Annotated in this window: 13 protein-coding genes and 1 tRNA gene; 4 read left to right on the forward strand and 10 right to left on the reverse strand. The window is 35.0% G+C overall.

What is annotated here, in order from left to right:
* Window positions 1-111 precede the first annotated feature (111 nt).
* A tRNA-Leu gene (locus tag RMR19_RS13045) sits at window positions 112-195 on the reverse strand.
* Window positions 196-394: 199 nt separating this feature from the next.
* Here RMR19_RS13045 and RMR19_RS13050 point away from each other — a divergent pair.
* Window positions 395-1,495, forward strand: coding sequence for a PfkB family carbohydrate kinase (locus RMR19_RS13050; protein WP_310603931.1), 1,101 nt, complete (start codon window positions 395-397; stop codon window positions 1,493-1,495).
* A 120-nt stretch (window positions 1,496-1,615) separates the two neighbouring features.
* Window positions 1,616-2,536, forward strand: a complete 921-nt coding sequence (locus RMR19_RS13055) for a pseudouridine-5'-phosphate glycosidase (RefSeq protein WP_310603932.1) — start codon at window positions 1,616-1,618, stop codon at window positions 2,534-2,536.
* 508 nt (window positions 2,537-3,044) lie between these two features.
* On the opposite strand, the gene RMR19_RS13060 is transcribed toward RMR19_RS13055, so the two are convergent.
* Window positions 3,045-3,473, reverse strand: a complete 429-nt coding sequence (locus tag RMR19_RS13060; protein WP_310603933.1) for a DUF523 domain-containing protein — start codon at window positions 3,471-3,473, stop codon at window positions 3,045-3,047.
* A gap of 581 nt (window positions 3,474-4,054) precedes the next feature.
* Between RMR19_RS13060 and RMR19_RS13065 the strand changes: the two genes are divergently transcribed.
* Together RMR19_RS13065 and RMR19_RS13070 are read left to right on the forward strand one after the other, a co-directional pair.
* Window positions 4,055-6,133 carry an LTA synthase family protein gene (locus RMR19_RS13065; RefSeq protein ID WP_310603934.1) on the forward strand — a complete coding sequence of 693 codons (2,079 nt, stop codon included), beginning with the start codon at window positions 4,055-4,057 and terminating at the stop codon, window positions 6,131-6,133.
* A 430-nt stretch (window positions 6,134-6,563) separates the two neighbouring features.
* On the forward strand, window positions 6,564-7,457 hold the full coding sequence (locus tag RMR19_RS13070; RefSeq protein WP_310603935.1) for an AraC family transcriptional regulator: 894 nt from the start codon (window positions 6,564-6,566) through the stop codon (window positions 7,455-7,457).
* A 61-nt stretch (window positions 7,458-7,518) separates the two neighbouring features.
* Here RMR19_RS13070 and RMR19_RS13075 read toward each other — a convergent pair whose 3' ends face one another.
* The 8 genes from RMR19_RS13075 to RMR19_RS13110 all read right to left on the reverse strand — a co-directional run bounded on the left by RMR19_RS13075 (window position 7,519) and on the right by RMR19_RS13110 (window position 17,443).
* Window positions 7,519-8,007, reverse strand: coding sequence for a restriction endonuclease (locus RMR19_RS13075; RefSeq protein WP_310603936.1), 489 nt, complete (start codon window positions 8,005-8,007; stop codon window positions 7,519-7,521).
* Window positions 8,008-8,050: 43 nt separating this feature from the next.
* On the reverse strand, window positions 8,051-10,345 hold the full coding sequence (locus tag RMR19_RS13080) for a bifunctional glycosyltransferase/CDP-glycerol:glycerophosphate glycerophosphotransferase (RefSeq protein WP_310603937.1): 2,295 nt from the start codon (window positions 10,343-10,345) through the stop codon (window positions 8,051-8,053).
* Between the two features lie 38 nt (window positions 10,346-10,383).
* Window positions 10,384-11,868, reverse strand: coding sequence for a TRM11 family SAM-dependent methyltransferase (locus tag RMR19_RS13085; protein WP_310603938.1), 1,485 nt, complete (start codon window positions 11,866-11,868; stop codon window positions 10,384-10,386).
* A gap of 132 nt (window positions 11,869-12,000) precedes the next feature.
* Window positions 12,001-13,128 carry an aldo/keto reductase gene (locus RMR19_RS13090; RefSeq protein WP_310603939.1) on the reverse strand — a complete coding sequence of 376 codons (1,128 nt, stop codon included), beginning with the start codon at window positions 13,126-13,128 and terminating at the stop codon, window positions 12,001-12,003.
* 221 nt (window positions 13,129-13,349) lie between these two features.
* Entirely contained in the window at window positions 13,350-13,550 is a 201-nt protein-coding gene (locus RMR19_RS13095) for a hypothetical protein (RefSeq protein WP_310603940.1), read from the reverse strand.
* A 333-nt stretch (window positions 13,551-13,883) separates the two neighbouring features.
* Window positions 13,884-14,615: an HAD family hydrolase gene (locus RMR19_RS13100; RefSeq protein ID WP_310603941.1), complete on the reverse strand. Its 732-nt coding sequence runs from the start codon at window positions 14,613-14,615 to the stop codon at window positions 13,884-13,886.
* Window positions 14,605-16,122 (reverse strand): CehA/McbA family metallohydrolase, encoded by a 1,518-nt coding sequence (locus tag RMR19_RS13105; RefSeq protein WP_310603942.1) that lies wholly within the window; start codon window positions 16,120-16,122, stop codon window positions 14,605-14,607. The genes RMR19_RS13100 and RMR19_RS13105 overlap by 11 nt, the downstream gene beginning before the upstream one ends.
* A 1-nt stretch (window position 16,123) precedes the next feature.
* Window positions 16,124-17,443, reverse strand: coding sequence for an extracellular solute-binding protein (locus tag RMR19_RS13110; RefSeq protein WP_310603943.1), 1,320 nt, complete (start codon window positions 17,441-17,443; stop codon window positions 16,124-16,126).
* Between the last annotated feature and the right edge of the window lie 230 nt (window positions 17,444-17,673).

The following is a 17,673-nucleotide window of genomic DNA, read 5'->3' on the forward strand; positions in this document are numbered from 1 at the left end:
ATTTCATATGAATAATTTTCCTTTCAATAAAAAAAAGCGTGAAGAGAGTACATCATCTCTTCTCACTTTTTTTACTTATACTAAATAATTGCGAAACTCTCAATATACTTATGCAGTTGATGGGACTTGAACCCACACTCAGTAACCTGAACTAGAATCTGAATCTAGCGCGTATGCCAATTCCGCCACAGCTGCAAACTAGAACAATACTATTATAGCATACCAAATGCAAAAATCAATATTTTACCTTTCTTTTTTTCACATTTATTGCTATTTCCACGGAAATTGGTTATAATTATTTTTTGGGAATTTTTATTGACAATTGGATAAACGAGCCTTATAATATAAACATAAGATTATCCGAATAAACATTTATTTAGGAGGTATTACTTACATGACTCGCAGAGAGAAACAATTATTAGAATGGATCGAAGAAAACCCCTTAATCTCCCAGCAAGAACTAGCTACTCGCGCAGGTATCACTCGCTCTTCCGTTGCCGTTCATATATCAAATCTAATGAAAAAGGGTATGATACTTGGTAAAGGATATATTGTTCATAAAAGTAATTATGTCGTTGTTATTGGCGGCGTTAACATGGACATATTTGGACGACCTTATAATCCACTTATAAAAAATGATTCCAATCCCGGACAAGTACGAATGACCTTTGGTGGAGTTGCTAGAAATATCGCGCACAACTTACGTTTACTTGGGGTCAACATCAAGTTAATCACTGCATTTGGTGAAGATGTAAATGCTCAAAAGATAATTAAAAATTGTGCTGATTTAGGAATCGATACGACTAGCTCTTTAGTCGTTCCAAGTGGAGTAACTTCTAGTTATCTCTTCATAACTTCAAGCGAAGGTGATATGGAATTAGCCGTATCTGACATGGAGATATATCGTTACTTAACTCCTGACTATATTGCTAGTAAAATGGACATTATAAACAATGCATCTCTTTGTATCATAGATGCCAACTTATCCGAAGGAACGATTAACTACTTAGCAGAACATTGTACTGTTCCAATATTCGCAGACCCAGTTTCTTCAACAAAGGCTAAAAAGCTAATCCCTTCTTTGTCTCGAATTCATTCCTTTAAGCCAAATCTTATTGAAGCTGAGCTATTAACAGGAATTAAAATAACAGATGAAGAAAGCATGAAACAATCTGCTAAATATTTCTTAGATCAGGGTGTAAAGCAAATATATCTATCACTTGGTAAAGATGGCGTATACTGTGCCAGCAAACATGAATCTGCTCACCTTCCTTGCTTAAAGACCAATCTTATCAATGCTACAGGTGGTGGTGATAGTTTTATGGCTGCTATCGTATGGGCTTATCTAAATGGTCTTTCATTAATCGAAAGCACCAAGTTAGGCCTCGCTGCTTCTAGTATATGCTGCGAAGGAAAGGGTACTATTAATGATGCCCTTACAATCGATGCAGCTCTTAAAAGAGCTAGACTTGACATTACAACATCAGAATTGTAAAAACTAGTATTCTCACAGAACCATTATCCAGCTTAATGCTGAAATAACGCTACTGTTCACATAAAACGTTCACAGTAACGAAATAACACATAATCAGATAAAAATTAGGAGGTTATTCACATGAATCAATTAAATAAATATCTTGACGTTGCACCAGAAGTTCAACAAGCACTTGCAGAGGGTAAACCAGTTGTTGCCCTTGAATCTACAATTATTTCTCATGGTATGCCATATCCTCAAAACGTAGAAACTGCACTTGCCGTAGAACAAATTGTTCGTGACAATGGTGCAATCCCGGCCACAACAGCTATTATCAAAGGACGATTAAAAGTTGGTATCTCGAAAGAAGAAATTGATTACCTAGGTAAAAAAGGACTAGCTGTTAATAAAACTAGTAGACGTGATATCCCTATTCTTGTAGCACGAGGTGAAGACGGTGCTTCTACTGTAGCCACTACTATGATTCTTGCTTCTTTAGCAGGCGTTAAAATCTTCGCTACAGGTGGTGTTGGTGGTGTTCACCGTGGTGCGGAAACTACAATGGATATCTCTGCTGACCTTGAAGAGCTTGGCATGACTGATGTTATGGTTGTTTGTGCTGGTGCTAAATCGATCCTAGACCTTGGTCTTACACTAGAGTACTTAGAAACAAAAGGTGTTCCTGTTCTTGGATACCAAACAGAAGAACTACCTGCTTTCTACACTAGAAAGAGTGGCTTCAAAGTTGATTACCAAATGGATACACCAAAAGAATTAGCTGATGCATTCACAGCTAAATTAGACTTAGGATTACGCGGTGGTATGTTAGTAGCAAATCCAATTCCAGAAGAGTACGCAATGGACTCTGATGTAATCAACAAAGCAATTAATGATGCCATTGATAAGATGAATTCATTGGGCATTAAAGGAAAAGAAACTACTCCTTTCCTACTAAATGAAATCCAATTAATCACTGGTGGTAACAGTCTACAATCTAATATCCAACTTGTATACAACAATGCTAAACTTGCTGCACAAGTTGCTTGTGAGATGTGTAAATAAACTATAACTTGAGCGTCAAAAGGTTTCTCGTTTTTCAGATGAATACTAGAAAATATTTATTCCTTTGAACAGAATCGATGTACTTGTGTAATATATATCTAATGCAAAACTTTGATACTTTATTCAAAATGTATTTGCTGGTGTTCTCTAACCAAAAACACGCTTCACCCCTAAGTACTTCTAAGTGTGTACAGGTCGATATTGAAAAGTTGCGGAAACGCCTTCGATTCGGCATCCTGCCTCAGCTCAGGCTGGCTCGGCGTCCATGCCGAGCCTTCCTAGGTTACGAATGTACACACTAAGAAGTACTATAGGGGTTTCGCTATCGTTTTTTTGTTAGAGTACACCAGCAAATACACATGGATAGGTAACGAAGTTTTGCATTACTACTTTATTGATACACAAGTACAGATAACGTTCATAATGAATAAATATTATCTAGTATTCATTATGAACGTTTTTCTTAACCTTTTGACGCTCAAATTCAATCAATTCTACAAAATGGTTTTTACAAACCTTCCGCATAATTATCTTCATTCAATACAAGCACCCCATGTTGACTTAGCAATTCTGCAGCAACTCCATCTCCTGACACTTTATTCCCTGTGAATGTACCATCATAGATTATTCCAAATCCACATGATGGACTGTTTTTCTTGAGAATTGCGGTTTCACATTCGTATAATTGACATAGATACAGTGCCTGCTCTGCTCCTTTTTGGAATTCTTCTGTCACATCTGTTCCATCTTTACCAACCACAAGTTCCCCCTTTCTCTCTGAAGGAACTCTAGGTGTAGGCAATCCCCCTAATTGCTCTGGACATACGGGAATCAAATTATGTTTATCCTTTAAGTTCAAAATCCCTTCATTCCTACAGCTATCTCCACAATATCTACAATCTACCCCAAGTAAACATGCACTCACTAAAATATTCATTCTTATTATTCCTCCTTTTAATTTTCACATAACTAAACCAATTTCATATCTAAAGTATAGTAATGATTATTCTGCTTGTCAATTTTATCAACTTCTCTCACTTTTTCTGATAAATGTCCATTACTTTTTACACACAATGTTCAAAGCAACGAATTTCTACCCTCCTCTATTGTTAAGCTCCAACGTGCTTATTTTAAGGTTTTTAATCAATTTCCTCTTTATTAACTCCATCTTCATTAAATGGATATATTTCATTTTTTAGCTTTACTTATTTTATCAACAACATAAACCATGCAAAACTTCATAACCTTCCCTGCTTCTTCGTTGCTGTCATAGAATTAAGAAACGGTAGCGAAGTACTTAGGTGCGTAGCGTGTTTCGTATTATATGACAGCAACAAAGAAGCCTCGAAAACCTCCCAAGTTTTGCATCTCAATAAAGATGCCAATAAACATGCCAAAAAAGGGCCAAAATTTACGAAAAGTTTATCTGTTTTTTACATTGAAAAACATTCCAAAATGTTATATTATAAAACGGCGAAAACTTTGATTTATAACTTAGATTACTGGAGGAGGATAATAATGTTAAAAAAATTAAAGAATCTGTTTTCAAAAGAAGATATTAAGAGTCTCCTTCAATTCGTTTATTTGTCCTTAATTATAAACCTATTGATAGAAATTCTAAACAGGAGCTCTCTGTTAGAAGCATTAAAACATGTATTTACGAATCCACTTGTATTTTTATATAACACATTAATCGTATTACTAACATTTTCAGTTGCCTTTCTAGTAAAACGAAGATTTTTTGTTACAATTATTGTATCCATTGTTTGGATTGGATTTGCAATAACGAATGCAGTTCTACTTGTTTTCCGAGTAACACCATTTACAGCGGTTGATCTATCACTTATGGATGAAGCAATACCGATGATTAATTTATATTTAGCAAAATGGCAAATTGTACTTATTTTTGTGGCTGTCATTGTAGTAGTTATTGCTGTTGTATTATTGTTTCTATTTGCTCCAAAATTCAAGCAACGTGTAGCACGTATTCGTAATGCCGTTCTTATCGCACTATTGTTTGGTTCAATCTTACTTTTCACTAGCCTTGGTATTAGTACTAACGTATTAGCCAAAAACTTTGGTAACCTTGCAGATGCCTATAAAGATTATGGATTTGTATATTGCTTTACAAACAGTCTTGTTAATACAGGTATTGATAAACCAAAAGATTACTCAGAACAAAAGATGGAAGAACTTGCAGAAGAAACATTAACTACGCCACCAGAAATCGAAGAAGACAATAAGCAAACACCTAATATTATTATGATTCAGCTTGAATCTTTATATGATGTAACGCTTATGAATGACTATACGTATTCGGAAGATCCTTTACCAAACTATCATGCACTACAAGAAAAATACAGTCATGGATTCCTTGATGTTCCTTCTGTAGGAGCTGGTACTGCTAATACAGAATTCGAGATCATATCTGGTATGAACCTTGATTTCTTCGGTCCTGGCGAATATCCATATAAAACAATACTAAAAGAAAAAACTTGCGAAAGTATCGCATTCGATTTAAAGGAACTTGATTATTCTACTCATGCAATTCATAATAATGATGGTACATTCTATGGACGTAATCAAGTATTTAGCAATCTAGGCTTTGATACATTTACTTCTATTGAATATATGCACAATGTTGAGCTAAATCCAATGGGTTGGGCAAAAGATAATGTTTTAATTGAAGAAATCATGAAAACATTGCGTTCTACGAAAGAACAGGATTTTATATATACAATCTCCGTTCAAGGACATGGTAAATATCCTGGTAGCGAGAATGATTTTTCTGTTCAAGACAGTACAACACTTTCAAGTTCAAGTCAAACTTTGGGTGCAGCGGAACTTGCACAACGCGAATATACATTAACAGAAGGTTACACACCATCTGCAGGTGCTATTACTGTTGATGGTATCGCAGAAGACAAACGCTGTGCCTTCGAATATTATGTAAACCAAATTCATGAGATGGATACTTTCATTGGTAATTTAATTGATGAATTAGAAAAAATAGATGAAGATGTTGTATTAGTATTCTATGGCGATCATCTACCTAGTTTAGGCATTAATGCCACTGACTTAGCAAATGGGAACATCTATCAGAATTCCTATGTAATTTGGGATAATATGAACTTACCTAAGATTGATATGGATATGGAAGCATATCAAATTACTGCTTCTATTCTAAAACGTCTTAACATCGACAATGGATATGTTACAAAGCTTCACCAAAACAAGATAAACGCAGATAATTATCTTGAAGAACTTAATTTACTTCAATATGATATGCTGTATGGCGATCAAGCTATCTTTAATGGAACAAGTCCATATATTGCAACTAATCTTCACATGGGTATTGACGAAATTGAAATTAACGGTATCCGATCTGCTAGTGATGGTATGTATATCAAAGGTGAAAACTTCACAGAATACAGTAAGGTTTTCTTAAATGATACAGAAATAGAGACAACATACGTGGATGAAAAGACATTACTAATCAGTACTACCACCCTAAACTCTGGTGATTCCATTAAAGTTGGCCAAAAGGGTGACGATAAAGCAATATTAAGTTATACTGAACCATATACATTTCAATAAAATGATACAAATTTCAAAAGGTCATACGCTTCATGCAAGCATGGAACGTATGACCTTTTGACTCGTAAAACACGAGCAATCCTTGTATCAGTTAATATATAACAAGAGAGGAAGCCTAGTAACATTCGTCACTAGGCTTTTTTGGGGATTAATTACTTTGGTATGAAGATATATCTGCAGTGCAAATGTCAGGGATACACTTGCAATTTCAAATGATATCTTTATAATAAATATAGAGGCTATTCCGCTTCATTTTTGTAGTGACATCAGGGAATATCACTAACGGAATAACCATATTATAACGCCGCAAAAGAACAAATTCTTCAATCAAAAAGGCTTTTTCTAATAGAATACTGCTCTGTTGTTTTGCGAGAAAGGGAAAAATAAGTAGTATCACAATTTTTTATTTATGATACTACAATGGGGCACAATGAATTTACAAGAATATCTAAATTTACATGAAAACAAAAACCATGGTAATCATTTATTACCAATTATACTATATCAGATCAAAGTACCAGATTACTTTACTGATGTTCATATGCATTGGCATGAGGAGCTTGAAATAGTATTTGTAAAAAAAGGAAGAGGAATTTTTCACATAGATTTAAAACCATATATTGTTAATGAAGGTGATTTTGTAATATTAAACCCTTATGTACTACATTCTTGCTCACAGTACAAGCAAGAGGAACATGAAGCGGATACTTTCGTTCTCAATTTATCTATGTTAAATACAAGCCATGATAGCTGCTCTATCAAATTTATTACTCCTATTGCTGAAAACAAAGTAGTCTTTCCGTTCATAATCAAACCAGATACTCCCGGTTATGCTCAACTAAAAGAATATTTTATACGCGCACGAGATTCCTACTTAAGTAAAAACAAAGCATTTGAACTAGAGTTAAAGGCATATCTCTACCTTTTTTTACACACTCTTTTTGCAAATATTCCTGTTGAGACACCCGATCCTATTGCTGTTGATGATGCCGTCACAGATAAAATCAAGATTATAGTAAAATATATCGAGGACAATTACACGGAGCAAATAACTGTGAAGGATATGGCAGAGCAATTAAACTTTAGTGAATATCATTTTATGCGTTTCTTTAAGAAGCATCTAAGTGTTACTTGTATTGAGTATATTAATAACTATCGACTTGATATCGCTGCCAAAAGGCTATGTATGACAAACCATTCCATAATGGAAGTTGCACTAGAAACAGGATTTAATAACATCTCTTATTTTAACAAATTATTTAAAGAGAAATTCAAGTTAACACCAAAAGAATTTCGTAATTCTACTACAAAAGCTACAAATTAGAAAACACTCCTTATATGGTAAAAGTAACATCATGTACTCTTATCCCTATAAGGAGTGTTTTTTACGGTAATAGTACCGTATCTTCATTAATCATACGTATCAATGCATTTCGTCCAATTAACGTAATTCCATTGGATTTTGCAAGCACGTATGCACTTTGCGTATAGTAACTGTTCGTTATAACCATTCCTTGTTTTGCCTTGTAGTATGCCATAGAACCTATCACTTCTTGAACTGCCTTAATTCCAACTCTTTCTTTATAACGCTTTGCTTGTACTACAATTCGCTTACCATGAGCTTTAATAACCAAATCTGCTCCAAAATCATGTGTCAGCGGAGTTAACTTTACTCGATATCCATGTTTCCTATAATAATAAAAAAGAAATAATTCAAAATCCTCTCCTGAAAGCATATCGATATCGTAAATGTTACTTCGTAGCAATCTCTTTTTCTTACGATACTTCATTATAACTTTCAGCAAGAAGATTATTACAACAGCAGTTACTAACAACAAAATAAATTGTTCCACTTGTTGTATATCAAACTGCATTCTACACTACTAATTCCTTTCTAAACCACTTGTTCACACTTGATTAATTCACATCAGACTCACTAAGTCCAAACACTTTCTCAACAATTCTCTTTGAAGCATATCCGTCACCAACATGACAGAAACGATTATAGAATTCATCATATTTGTCTTGATACTCTACTTCTACATTCTTGATATCCTTAATTGCCGTTATCACTTCTTCCTCTGTAAATAGTAATGGGCCAGGCATCTCTTTCTCTATATCAAGATAGAAACCACGTAACATATCTCGGTACTTCTCTAGGTCATATGTGAAAAAGAGAATTGGTCGTCTAAGATTTCCATAATCAAAAAATACAGAAGAATAATCCGTAATAAGCAAGTCCGATATGAGATACAATTCTGATATATCATTGTATTTGCTTACGTTAAATGCAAAGTCTTCAATTCCTGTTATATCAATGGAATCTGCGATATAGTAATGAGTTCTAAGCAACAGTACATATTCATTACCTAACTGTCTCTTTAACTCATGTAAATTAAGCTTCAATGCGAATTTATATTCGCCCTTACCATAATACTCATCATCTCTCCATGTTGGCGCATAGAGGATTGTTTTCTTATCTTTTGGTATTCCTAGCTTATCCTTTAAACGATCCATTCTAGCGTCTTTATCTGGCGCATAGAGGATATCATTTCTTGGGTAACCACACTCTACAATCTCATTATGGAAAAGGAATGCCCTCTTAAATGTCTCTGTTGAAAATCCGTTGTCAGATACCAAGTAATCCCAATCTCTAGATTGACGATAAAATTGTTGTTTGTGAAGTGGTGATGCACCACATACTTCTTCTTGGTCAAAAACCAATCGTTTGAGTGGTGTTCCATGCCAAGTCTCAAGAAATACATTTCCTTTACGCTTACGTATCCAATTTGGCTGTCTAACATTCAGTACATCGTATTTGCAGCGCGCAAAATAATATGCATATCGAATGCTAAAACGCTTTACCTTAATTGCTCCGTATGGAATCTGTGTTTTCTTATCGTTGATAACCCAGATACATTTGAATTGATTTGGATATGCTTTATTAAGATATTCATAGATATACTTTGGACTATCTGAATAACTCTTTCCAAAGAAACTCTCAAACAATACCCAGTTATCCTTCATCTTCATCTTTGTAAACAGATGAAAATACAGATAGCACGCAAATGCTCTTGGATTAGATTTAATCTTTCGAACTTTCTTAAATCCAAGATGTAGATTAACAGCACGCTTTGTTGCTGACAAATCACCCTTTTGTAATCGTTTCACTAACTTCTTCTTATAGCTCGATAAGTTATTAGTAATCTCCGTAGGAAGTTTCATCGCTAACTTTTGAACAGAAGTAAACCGTTCTCCTCGCCAGTATGACTTCTCACTTCTTCTAATTTTCGTTGCATGATAATTCGTATAGTAATTAACTAACTTAAACGCCAACAGATAAGAGATAACATCTTGTTCTCCCATTGTATTCACTGTTACTTCATAGGCATGAAGCATATGAGCAAACTTGTCTTCTGCCTTTATCTGAATTAGTGCTGGATAATGAATTGGATCATTATGCTTACGCTTCACATATTTAGCCATCTCAACAGAAACGGTATTCTTTACCTGCTTCAATACATTCGCTACAAACGATATATCCGCATAGAACAAAATCCGTTCATCAAATGTAATAGCATTTTCTATCAACAAATCTCGTTTAATCAAAAGATTCAGTGCAGATATCGCTACAAAACCACGTTTCTTTCCAATCAAATCTACTACAGCTTCTGAAGGTTTCTGCATCTGAATAATCTCTTTACGATAATCCTCTTCATCATCACCTTCTGCTGCATTCATAGCCGCTTCCTCTGATGTTGTATTCACTTGCTGTGTTTCCTCATAGGAATCAAAGAATACAAGCCGCTTAAACCATGTATCAACAATCGTTCCATAGGTTACGTCAACTTGTCCCTCATCTGCTGCCGTCACTAATTTCGCTAATGTATCATGAAACAGATAGTCATCCGAATCCAAGAAATAGATATACTCACCCGTAGCATGTTCAATTCCAATATTACGGGCTGCACTTACGCCCTGTACATCTGTTGTTGAATATACACGGATAGGGAAAAAATCTTTGTAGTTATCCACAACCTTCGTAGAATCTTCCACTTCATTCACATTCTCTATTTCCGTTAGATACTTACTTGGTTTATCTTGTATCAACAATACCTCGAAATCTTTCCATGTTTGATCCTTCAAGCTTTCCATACAATCCTCTAGAAAATGTGGACCATTAACATAAGGTATTACTACACTTACCTTCACGATACTCTACCTCACTTCATAATTTACTGTTTTATCACCTAATTCGATAAAACCATAACATACGTTCCTTCTTTTCTTGATATCTCGAAATGCTCTCGAATCTGGTATCTTGCTGCCTTACCGTATTTCAAAACATGTTCACGATTATGTGTAAATAAAATGATTACCCCATCCTCTTTTAAATGTTCTCCCACTTTTCTAAAGAAACTCTGATACAACTCTTCTATTTCCTGTTCACGATTTGTTGAATTCGAAAATGGCATATTCGTTATAACTTCATCGAATAGATATTCATGTTTAAAGTCAAAGAAATTACGATTAATATAATGTATTACTTGTCTTGCCGCTTGTGTATTCTCTCTTGCTAATTCAATCGCATCTGCGAAGATATCAATACCATATGTGGAATATGCTTTCACTTGCTTATGACGCTCAATTAACATCGTTCCAACTCCACAGAATGGATCAAGAACTTGTGCATCTTCCTTCATATACTCTTTCGCTAACGCTACAGTAAGTGCTGCATTCACAGGACGAATACTAGAGGCAACGACATTCTTTCTATACGTAAATCGACTGTCCTTTATCGTATATAGTTTTAATAATATATTAAAGTTTTGATCTTTATTCTCTATAAAACGAATCTCAAATTCATAGTGATTTGTTGAATTAATCACCTGTCTCTTTGTTAATCGCTCCAGTTCACTAGAGAACTTCTTAGCAAATTCACTCTTCTTACTTAGTTCCATCTTACTCTTAACTTCTACTCTAAAGTAAAATGGTGCATCGCCACCATGTCTTTCACTAAAAAATCCAATTAAATCACCTGCGCACAGTAATTTCGCTGCTTGTATTGGATTCATGTTACAAACTTGTGCTCCATCAAGTGCAAACAAAAGCTCCTGATAAGTTCTTATTGGAAGAATCTCATCCAATGCCTCTGTTCTTACCATAACACCTGCATTGAATTCCTTCGCTGTTGGTGTAATCATCTGCACTTGCTTTAATGTCACAGGAATATGATTACGATTTGTTAATAACAATACTTTCGATGATTTATGAAAACCAGTAAATGTGTGCTTCTTAACACCTTCCATCGAAACAATCAATGCTGTCAATTCTCTGATTTCTTCTTCGGTATGCTTCTTATTCTCCTCTGTTAGTGTTGCTGCTAACAGCGTATCCAAACATTCCTTTAAAAATGAGAGGTGTTCACGATAATCAAAGTTTTTAAGTGCTACTAAATAAGAGCTTTTAACAAACCGTTGCTCTTCCTTTTCATAACCATTTATGATAGAAGGAAGATATTCCTCTAAAGCAAGATCACCCATTAATAGTGCCGCATTCTTTCTTGTCTTTGCATCTTCACTTTCTAATAATAGAGGAATTATGTTTTTCTTCTCTCCCATATAGTATAGCAATGCATACTTATTCGATTCTTCTTTAATCTCTTGCCTTAATTTACTAAGATTTTGTCTAACATCGATATTATTGACAATCGCATCAAATGTATCACGTACCATTCTATTCTCCTATAAGCACCAGCTCAAATAGACGCTGGTGCTTCTTCTTGTTACTTATAATATTTTTTAATTATAACTTTTTCTTCCACAAAAGTAAATAAACATACTATTTATTTAATCGTATTAAAAGGGTTATTTTATATGATCCATATCAGATGCAACACGAGCTAAATCCTCGCGAATTGCGATTTTTTGTGGACAGACTTTTTCACACTTTCCACATTTGATACAATTATTTGCATGTTCTTTTTCATTAAAGTTAGAAAAGTAATCCCATCTCGCATGTCCATCATTCTCATACATTGCATGTTGGTTCCATATAGAAAAGCATCTAGGTATATCAACACCTGCTGGACATGGCATACAATATCTGCAACCAGTACAGCCATTCTTAACTCGACTTTTAATCGTCTCTGCCACTTTCTCTATAACAACCTCTTCCTCTGCTGTTAATGGCTTAAATTCTGCGAATGTATCTAAATTATCCAGTACTTGCTCATAAGTTGACATACCACTAAGTATTGTTTTAACATTCTTATGATTTGCCACGAAACGAAGTGCCCAAGATGCTACAGAAGCATTCGAATCTGATTCTTTGAATATTGCTGTGATATCATCTGGAAGTACTGCTAACGAACCACCCTTAATTGGCTCCATAACAATAACCGGAATACCAAGCTTTTCTGTTAATTCATATCCCTTGTCTCCTGCTTGCTCTTCTGTATCCATATAGTTATATTGAATCTGGCAGAAATCCCAATCCCTATCTGTAACAATTTCTTCGAATGCGTCATAATCATCATGGAATGAGAAACCAAAATAGCGAATCTTTCCTTCCTCTTTTAACTGCTCACAGAATTCAACAATCCCTAAATCCTTCATTTCATGAAAACGTTCTTTATTAAGTGCATGTAATAGATAGAAATCAACATACTCTTGTCCTAAACGCTCTAACTGCGCTTCAAAGATACGTTTCGCATCTGCTACTGATTTAATCTCCCAGCAAGGAAGTTTTGTTGCAAGATAATACTTTGAACGATCATACTTGTTTAAAACTTTCCCTACAAATGGTTCACTATCTCCATTATGATATGGATAAGCAGTGTCTATATAATTCACACCTTCTGCCATTGCTTTATCAATCATCTTCTCAGCTTCTACTTCATCAATACTACCATTCTCTAGAAGCGGAAATCTCATACAACCAAATCCAAGTAAAGAAACATCGATTCCTAGTTTATCCAATTTTCTATATTCCATAATCATAACCTTACCTTTCTTATAGCCTACTCTTTCGTTTCTTCTTTTTATTCCTATAAATATATACTATCAGTTCTATCCTTTAAGTCAAGAAAAAAATGTGTATCCAAAGTTACTGTGAACGTTTTGTGTGAACAGTAACTATAACAAAAGAAACTGCTACACTCAGACAATTTCTTCAAATGTCTTAATGTAACAGTTTCTACAGCCCAACGCTATAATTATACATCATAAAAATCTATATCCCTCTCATAATTGTTAATTTGATTTTCCAAACTCTTCTTACAGGATACAAGAAACTTCATCGAATCAAAATCAACAATTCCTTTCTCTGATAGTGATTGAATTGAATTTAATACATCATTGTACTCTCCGATAAGATTTTTCTTCCATTCATCTAGTTGTCTTGCTGATATACCCATACTACCACTCCTACTCTAGTCAGATAATTCTTATTGATTTCTACTAATATTATAACACAATTCTCAAGAAAATCAAACATATTTCCGAATATTCTACTTCTTTTTCTTCTGTTATTGAATAATTGTTAGATAACTTGCACAATTACCCAATTTATTGGCAGATAATTCACACACAATACATTTAATGATTCATTTTCTTACCTATTGTTTTATTATTCATTCCCTTCTTCTCGTATTATTAGTTTTCTCACCCTGCTTTAACGAAATCTATCTATTAGAAAAAGGGATCATGTCATCTATACCAACATTATCCCTTTTGCTCTCTATTTTATTCTATATTGTGTGAAGTAATGATAACAATTCATCTACAGAGGATATAATATAATCCCCATTCTCCATTAAATCCTCTTTGTTACTTACACCACTTAGCACACCTATCGCAATTGCTCCACATTGCTTTGCAAATAGCATATCATTTGGTGTATCTCCCACAATTGCAACTTCCTCTGGCTGCAATTTATATCTCTGTGTAAACAAATCAAACATCTCTGGATGAGGCTTCGGCTGCATGATGCCATCATCTCCTCCTACAAAGTCAAACATCTCTAAGATATCAAGTTTCTCTAGGCAAACTCTAGCAGAATGTAAGGTATCGGCTGTTGCAAGTCCAACATAGATTCCTTCCCTCTTTAAACTAGTTAACATCTCTTTCATTGGAGTAAATGTTTGAAATTGTACGTTTTCACCCGTTGCAAATTCCTCAAACAACTTCACTAACAATTTATGTGTCCTAGAGACATCTACATAAACGTCTTTTTCCGCTAAAGCCTCCTTAATATCTTCCGCAATTTCACCATATGACTTATAGCTTAATCCACCATTTGGATCAACTGCCCCATCTCTAACTCCAATTGTATTAAGTAAATATTCTTTCATCTCCGGCATACTGTCAATACTTAGTTCCTTCATTAACTTTGGAATCACTTCCGTTGCCGCCTTTAGCCATAGGGAAAAGAAATCGATTAGAGTACCATCTTTATCAAATAAAACTCCCTTAATTCGCATCTACTTCCTCCATAGCGGACAATGCATCTTTGTAAGTAATAAAACGAGATTCCATCTTACCTCGATAGACTGGATTACTATATGCCAAAAATGCTCCCTCTTTACTTCGAACTTCCATACGAATCCATTGCCATTCCTGTCCTTCATATGAAATAGACGCATTTGCGTAGTATGTTCCATCTTCACTTTGTCTCACTGTTAATTCTGTTTTCTTTCCATTGCAAACAACATACACAATTGGTAACTGCTCACACTGTTTTATTACAATATGATAGCGAATATCCTCTGAAGACATAATCTCACTACCAGGAAGATAACTCTGTTCTCCTACGATAATTTCTGGTATTATCTCTATGTATCTTGTCACGAGTACATTTCCTTGTTTAACGTGATTTAACAGCTTTCTTGGTGTTAATGTATCACAATAAACATACGTGGCTGGATCACCTATAATAGAAGGCTCTGTTGCCCCTGTATAGCGTTCCTCTGTCAAGTTATGTGCATCGCTTCCCCCAACACCAAAGATTTTATGTCCGTCTTGCCATAGAAAATCTAAGAAAGCAATTGCTTTATCATTCGATTCCTTTGCATAGTCATACGTAGGGTCATTGATAATCTCCATACAATCAATTAGTGTAAGAGGAATCTCTCCCCCAAGCCACTTCCATATATGTAGAAACGGATGATTAATACTAATAATTGCCCCCTGTTGTCTAGCCTCTTTCATAATCTGAATACAGCACTCTTGTATGATTTCATTATCGCTAGAGAGTAGCAATGTTGCTAACGCTATTGGTTGGTCTTTGATTCCAAATATATTAAAATGTCCTACTACCGTCGTAATCTCAATTCCAGGAAGAATCAACAGTTTCGTATCACACCAGCCAGTATGCATTACATTGTGTTCTGTTGGTACATAGAAATCTAGTCCTTGTTTGACTGCCTTTTCCATTGCATGTCTTACGGTATCTTTTCCATCAGACAATGTCGTATGCGTATGAAAATCTCCTTTATACCATTTGCTCTCTGTCTGGATACATTTATCATACGAATAGTTCTCTTCTGCAATTTGAAGTCCATGCATTCCATCAACAAAACACCATTTACCAATCGCTTCTGTACATTCCGTTGGCTCATCAGTAATCGTAATACGAATCGTTGCTGTCTGTTCTCCTAACTTTTGTTCCAGATATTCTGTGAATATACCAAATATGATTTCCCATTCACCAGCATAAATCTCTCCGGGAACTCCACCAATACTTGTTGTCTCACTTGACTTTGTAATACTAATTACCTGCTCTCCATATCCTAATAATTTCTGCATACGGATTTGCTTTTTACTATCAATAATAATTAGGAATCCCATATAGCGGCATATCTCATCCATCTCTACAATACAATGAAGCCCACTATTTATGTTTTGCTCTTGTGAAGAAGGAATCGTAATGACTTCCCTCTTCCTACTATCCATTTGCTTACTTATGATATACTCAAATTCTTCTCTCATACTACTTCACGTTATCAAGTGCTGCTTGTGCAGTTTCTTGTGCTTCATCTAATGCTTCCTGTGCAGATATTCCTTCAATCTCAACTTTATCAGCTGCAATTGTTAATGCATCTAAAATCTTTCCACCTGTTGGGTCTTCTGGAATAATAGAACCATGAGATGCTTGTTGTAATGGAACTAATGCCTGTGGATTCTCTTCTACATATTTCTTAAAATCTGCATCTTCACTTGTATTACTGTTTACTGCAACATACCCCGTTGCCATAGACCATTTTGCTTGATTCTTTGCGTTCGTAAAGAACTTCATGAATTCATATACACCTTGTTTTTCTGCATCACTAGAACTGTCTAACATAACTAATTGAAGTGCTGACGCTGCTGGTGCAGATGGATTGCTACCAAACCCTGGTTGTTCCATTGCTGCAACAATTGAGAAATCTAAATCTGCTTGATCCCCTGAAGAACCTGTGTATCCACCTGCTTTATTTTGAAGAACATCATCAATTGTTTTGTACCAGTATTCCCAACCTTGACCACCATAGTTAATCTTCATTGTCTTATCTTCATGAATCCATCTTCTAAAGCATTCGAATACTTCTACCCATTCCGTTGAATTAATGGTTACTGTCTTTCCATCTTCACTAAATAAGCTTGCACCATTGCTAAGAGCTGCATCAACCATATTCCCTGACCCCCACATAGGTTCCCAACCATAGAATGAACCATCTGCTCTTGCCATCTTAGCTGCTGCCGCCTCAAGGTCTTGCCATGTTTTGATATCTTCTGCATTGATACCAGCCTCTGCAAATGCAGCGATATTATAATACATTACTTGCGTTGTTCCGTATGCTGGAAAAGCAAATAACTTACCATCTTTGTCATACCCTTGATTAAAGAAAACTTCCAAATAATCCTCTGCCTTATATTCTGAATCACTCTCAATAAATGTTCTTAAATCTGCAACTAGATTCTTGTTAGATAAATTTCTAGCTTTATCCACATCTAATAGCGCCATATCAGGAGCATTCTTTCCCGCAATACCAGCCTGTAACTTCTCATAAGTTTCCGTATAATCCGCCTGTGTCACCGCATTAATATGATAACGACTTTGAGAAGCATTAAAGTCCTCTACGATATCTCCAAAAACACCAACCGCCGTCTTACCACCAGAGTACCAAAAATCAATTTCTGTAACGGTAGCTTCAACAGCTTTTGCATTACTTACTGTTTTATCATCTTTCTTATTGCTACTACAACCACTCACTAACGAAGCCATCATTGTTACTGCTAATCCTAGTTCTACTACTCTTTTCTTTTTCATATATTGCTCCTTGTTGTTGTCGCATTCAGGTTTCAAAAGGTTATCGATAACCTTAATCATGAATACTTGAAACTATTTATTCATTCAGTTATTCACTTGTGCTTGTGTTCTAAAATTGGCTATGCAAAACTTAATTATCTAAAACTGCTTCTTCGTTGCTGTACTATAACTAAGAAACGATAGCGAAACACCTTAGTACTTCTTAGTGTGTACATTCACAACCTAGGAAG

It is taken from the genome of Anaerosporobacter sp., assembly GCF_031551385.1.
Taxonomy (GTDB): Bacteria; Bacillota; Clostridia; order Lachnospirales; family Lachnospiraceae; genus Anaerosporobacter.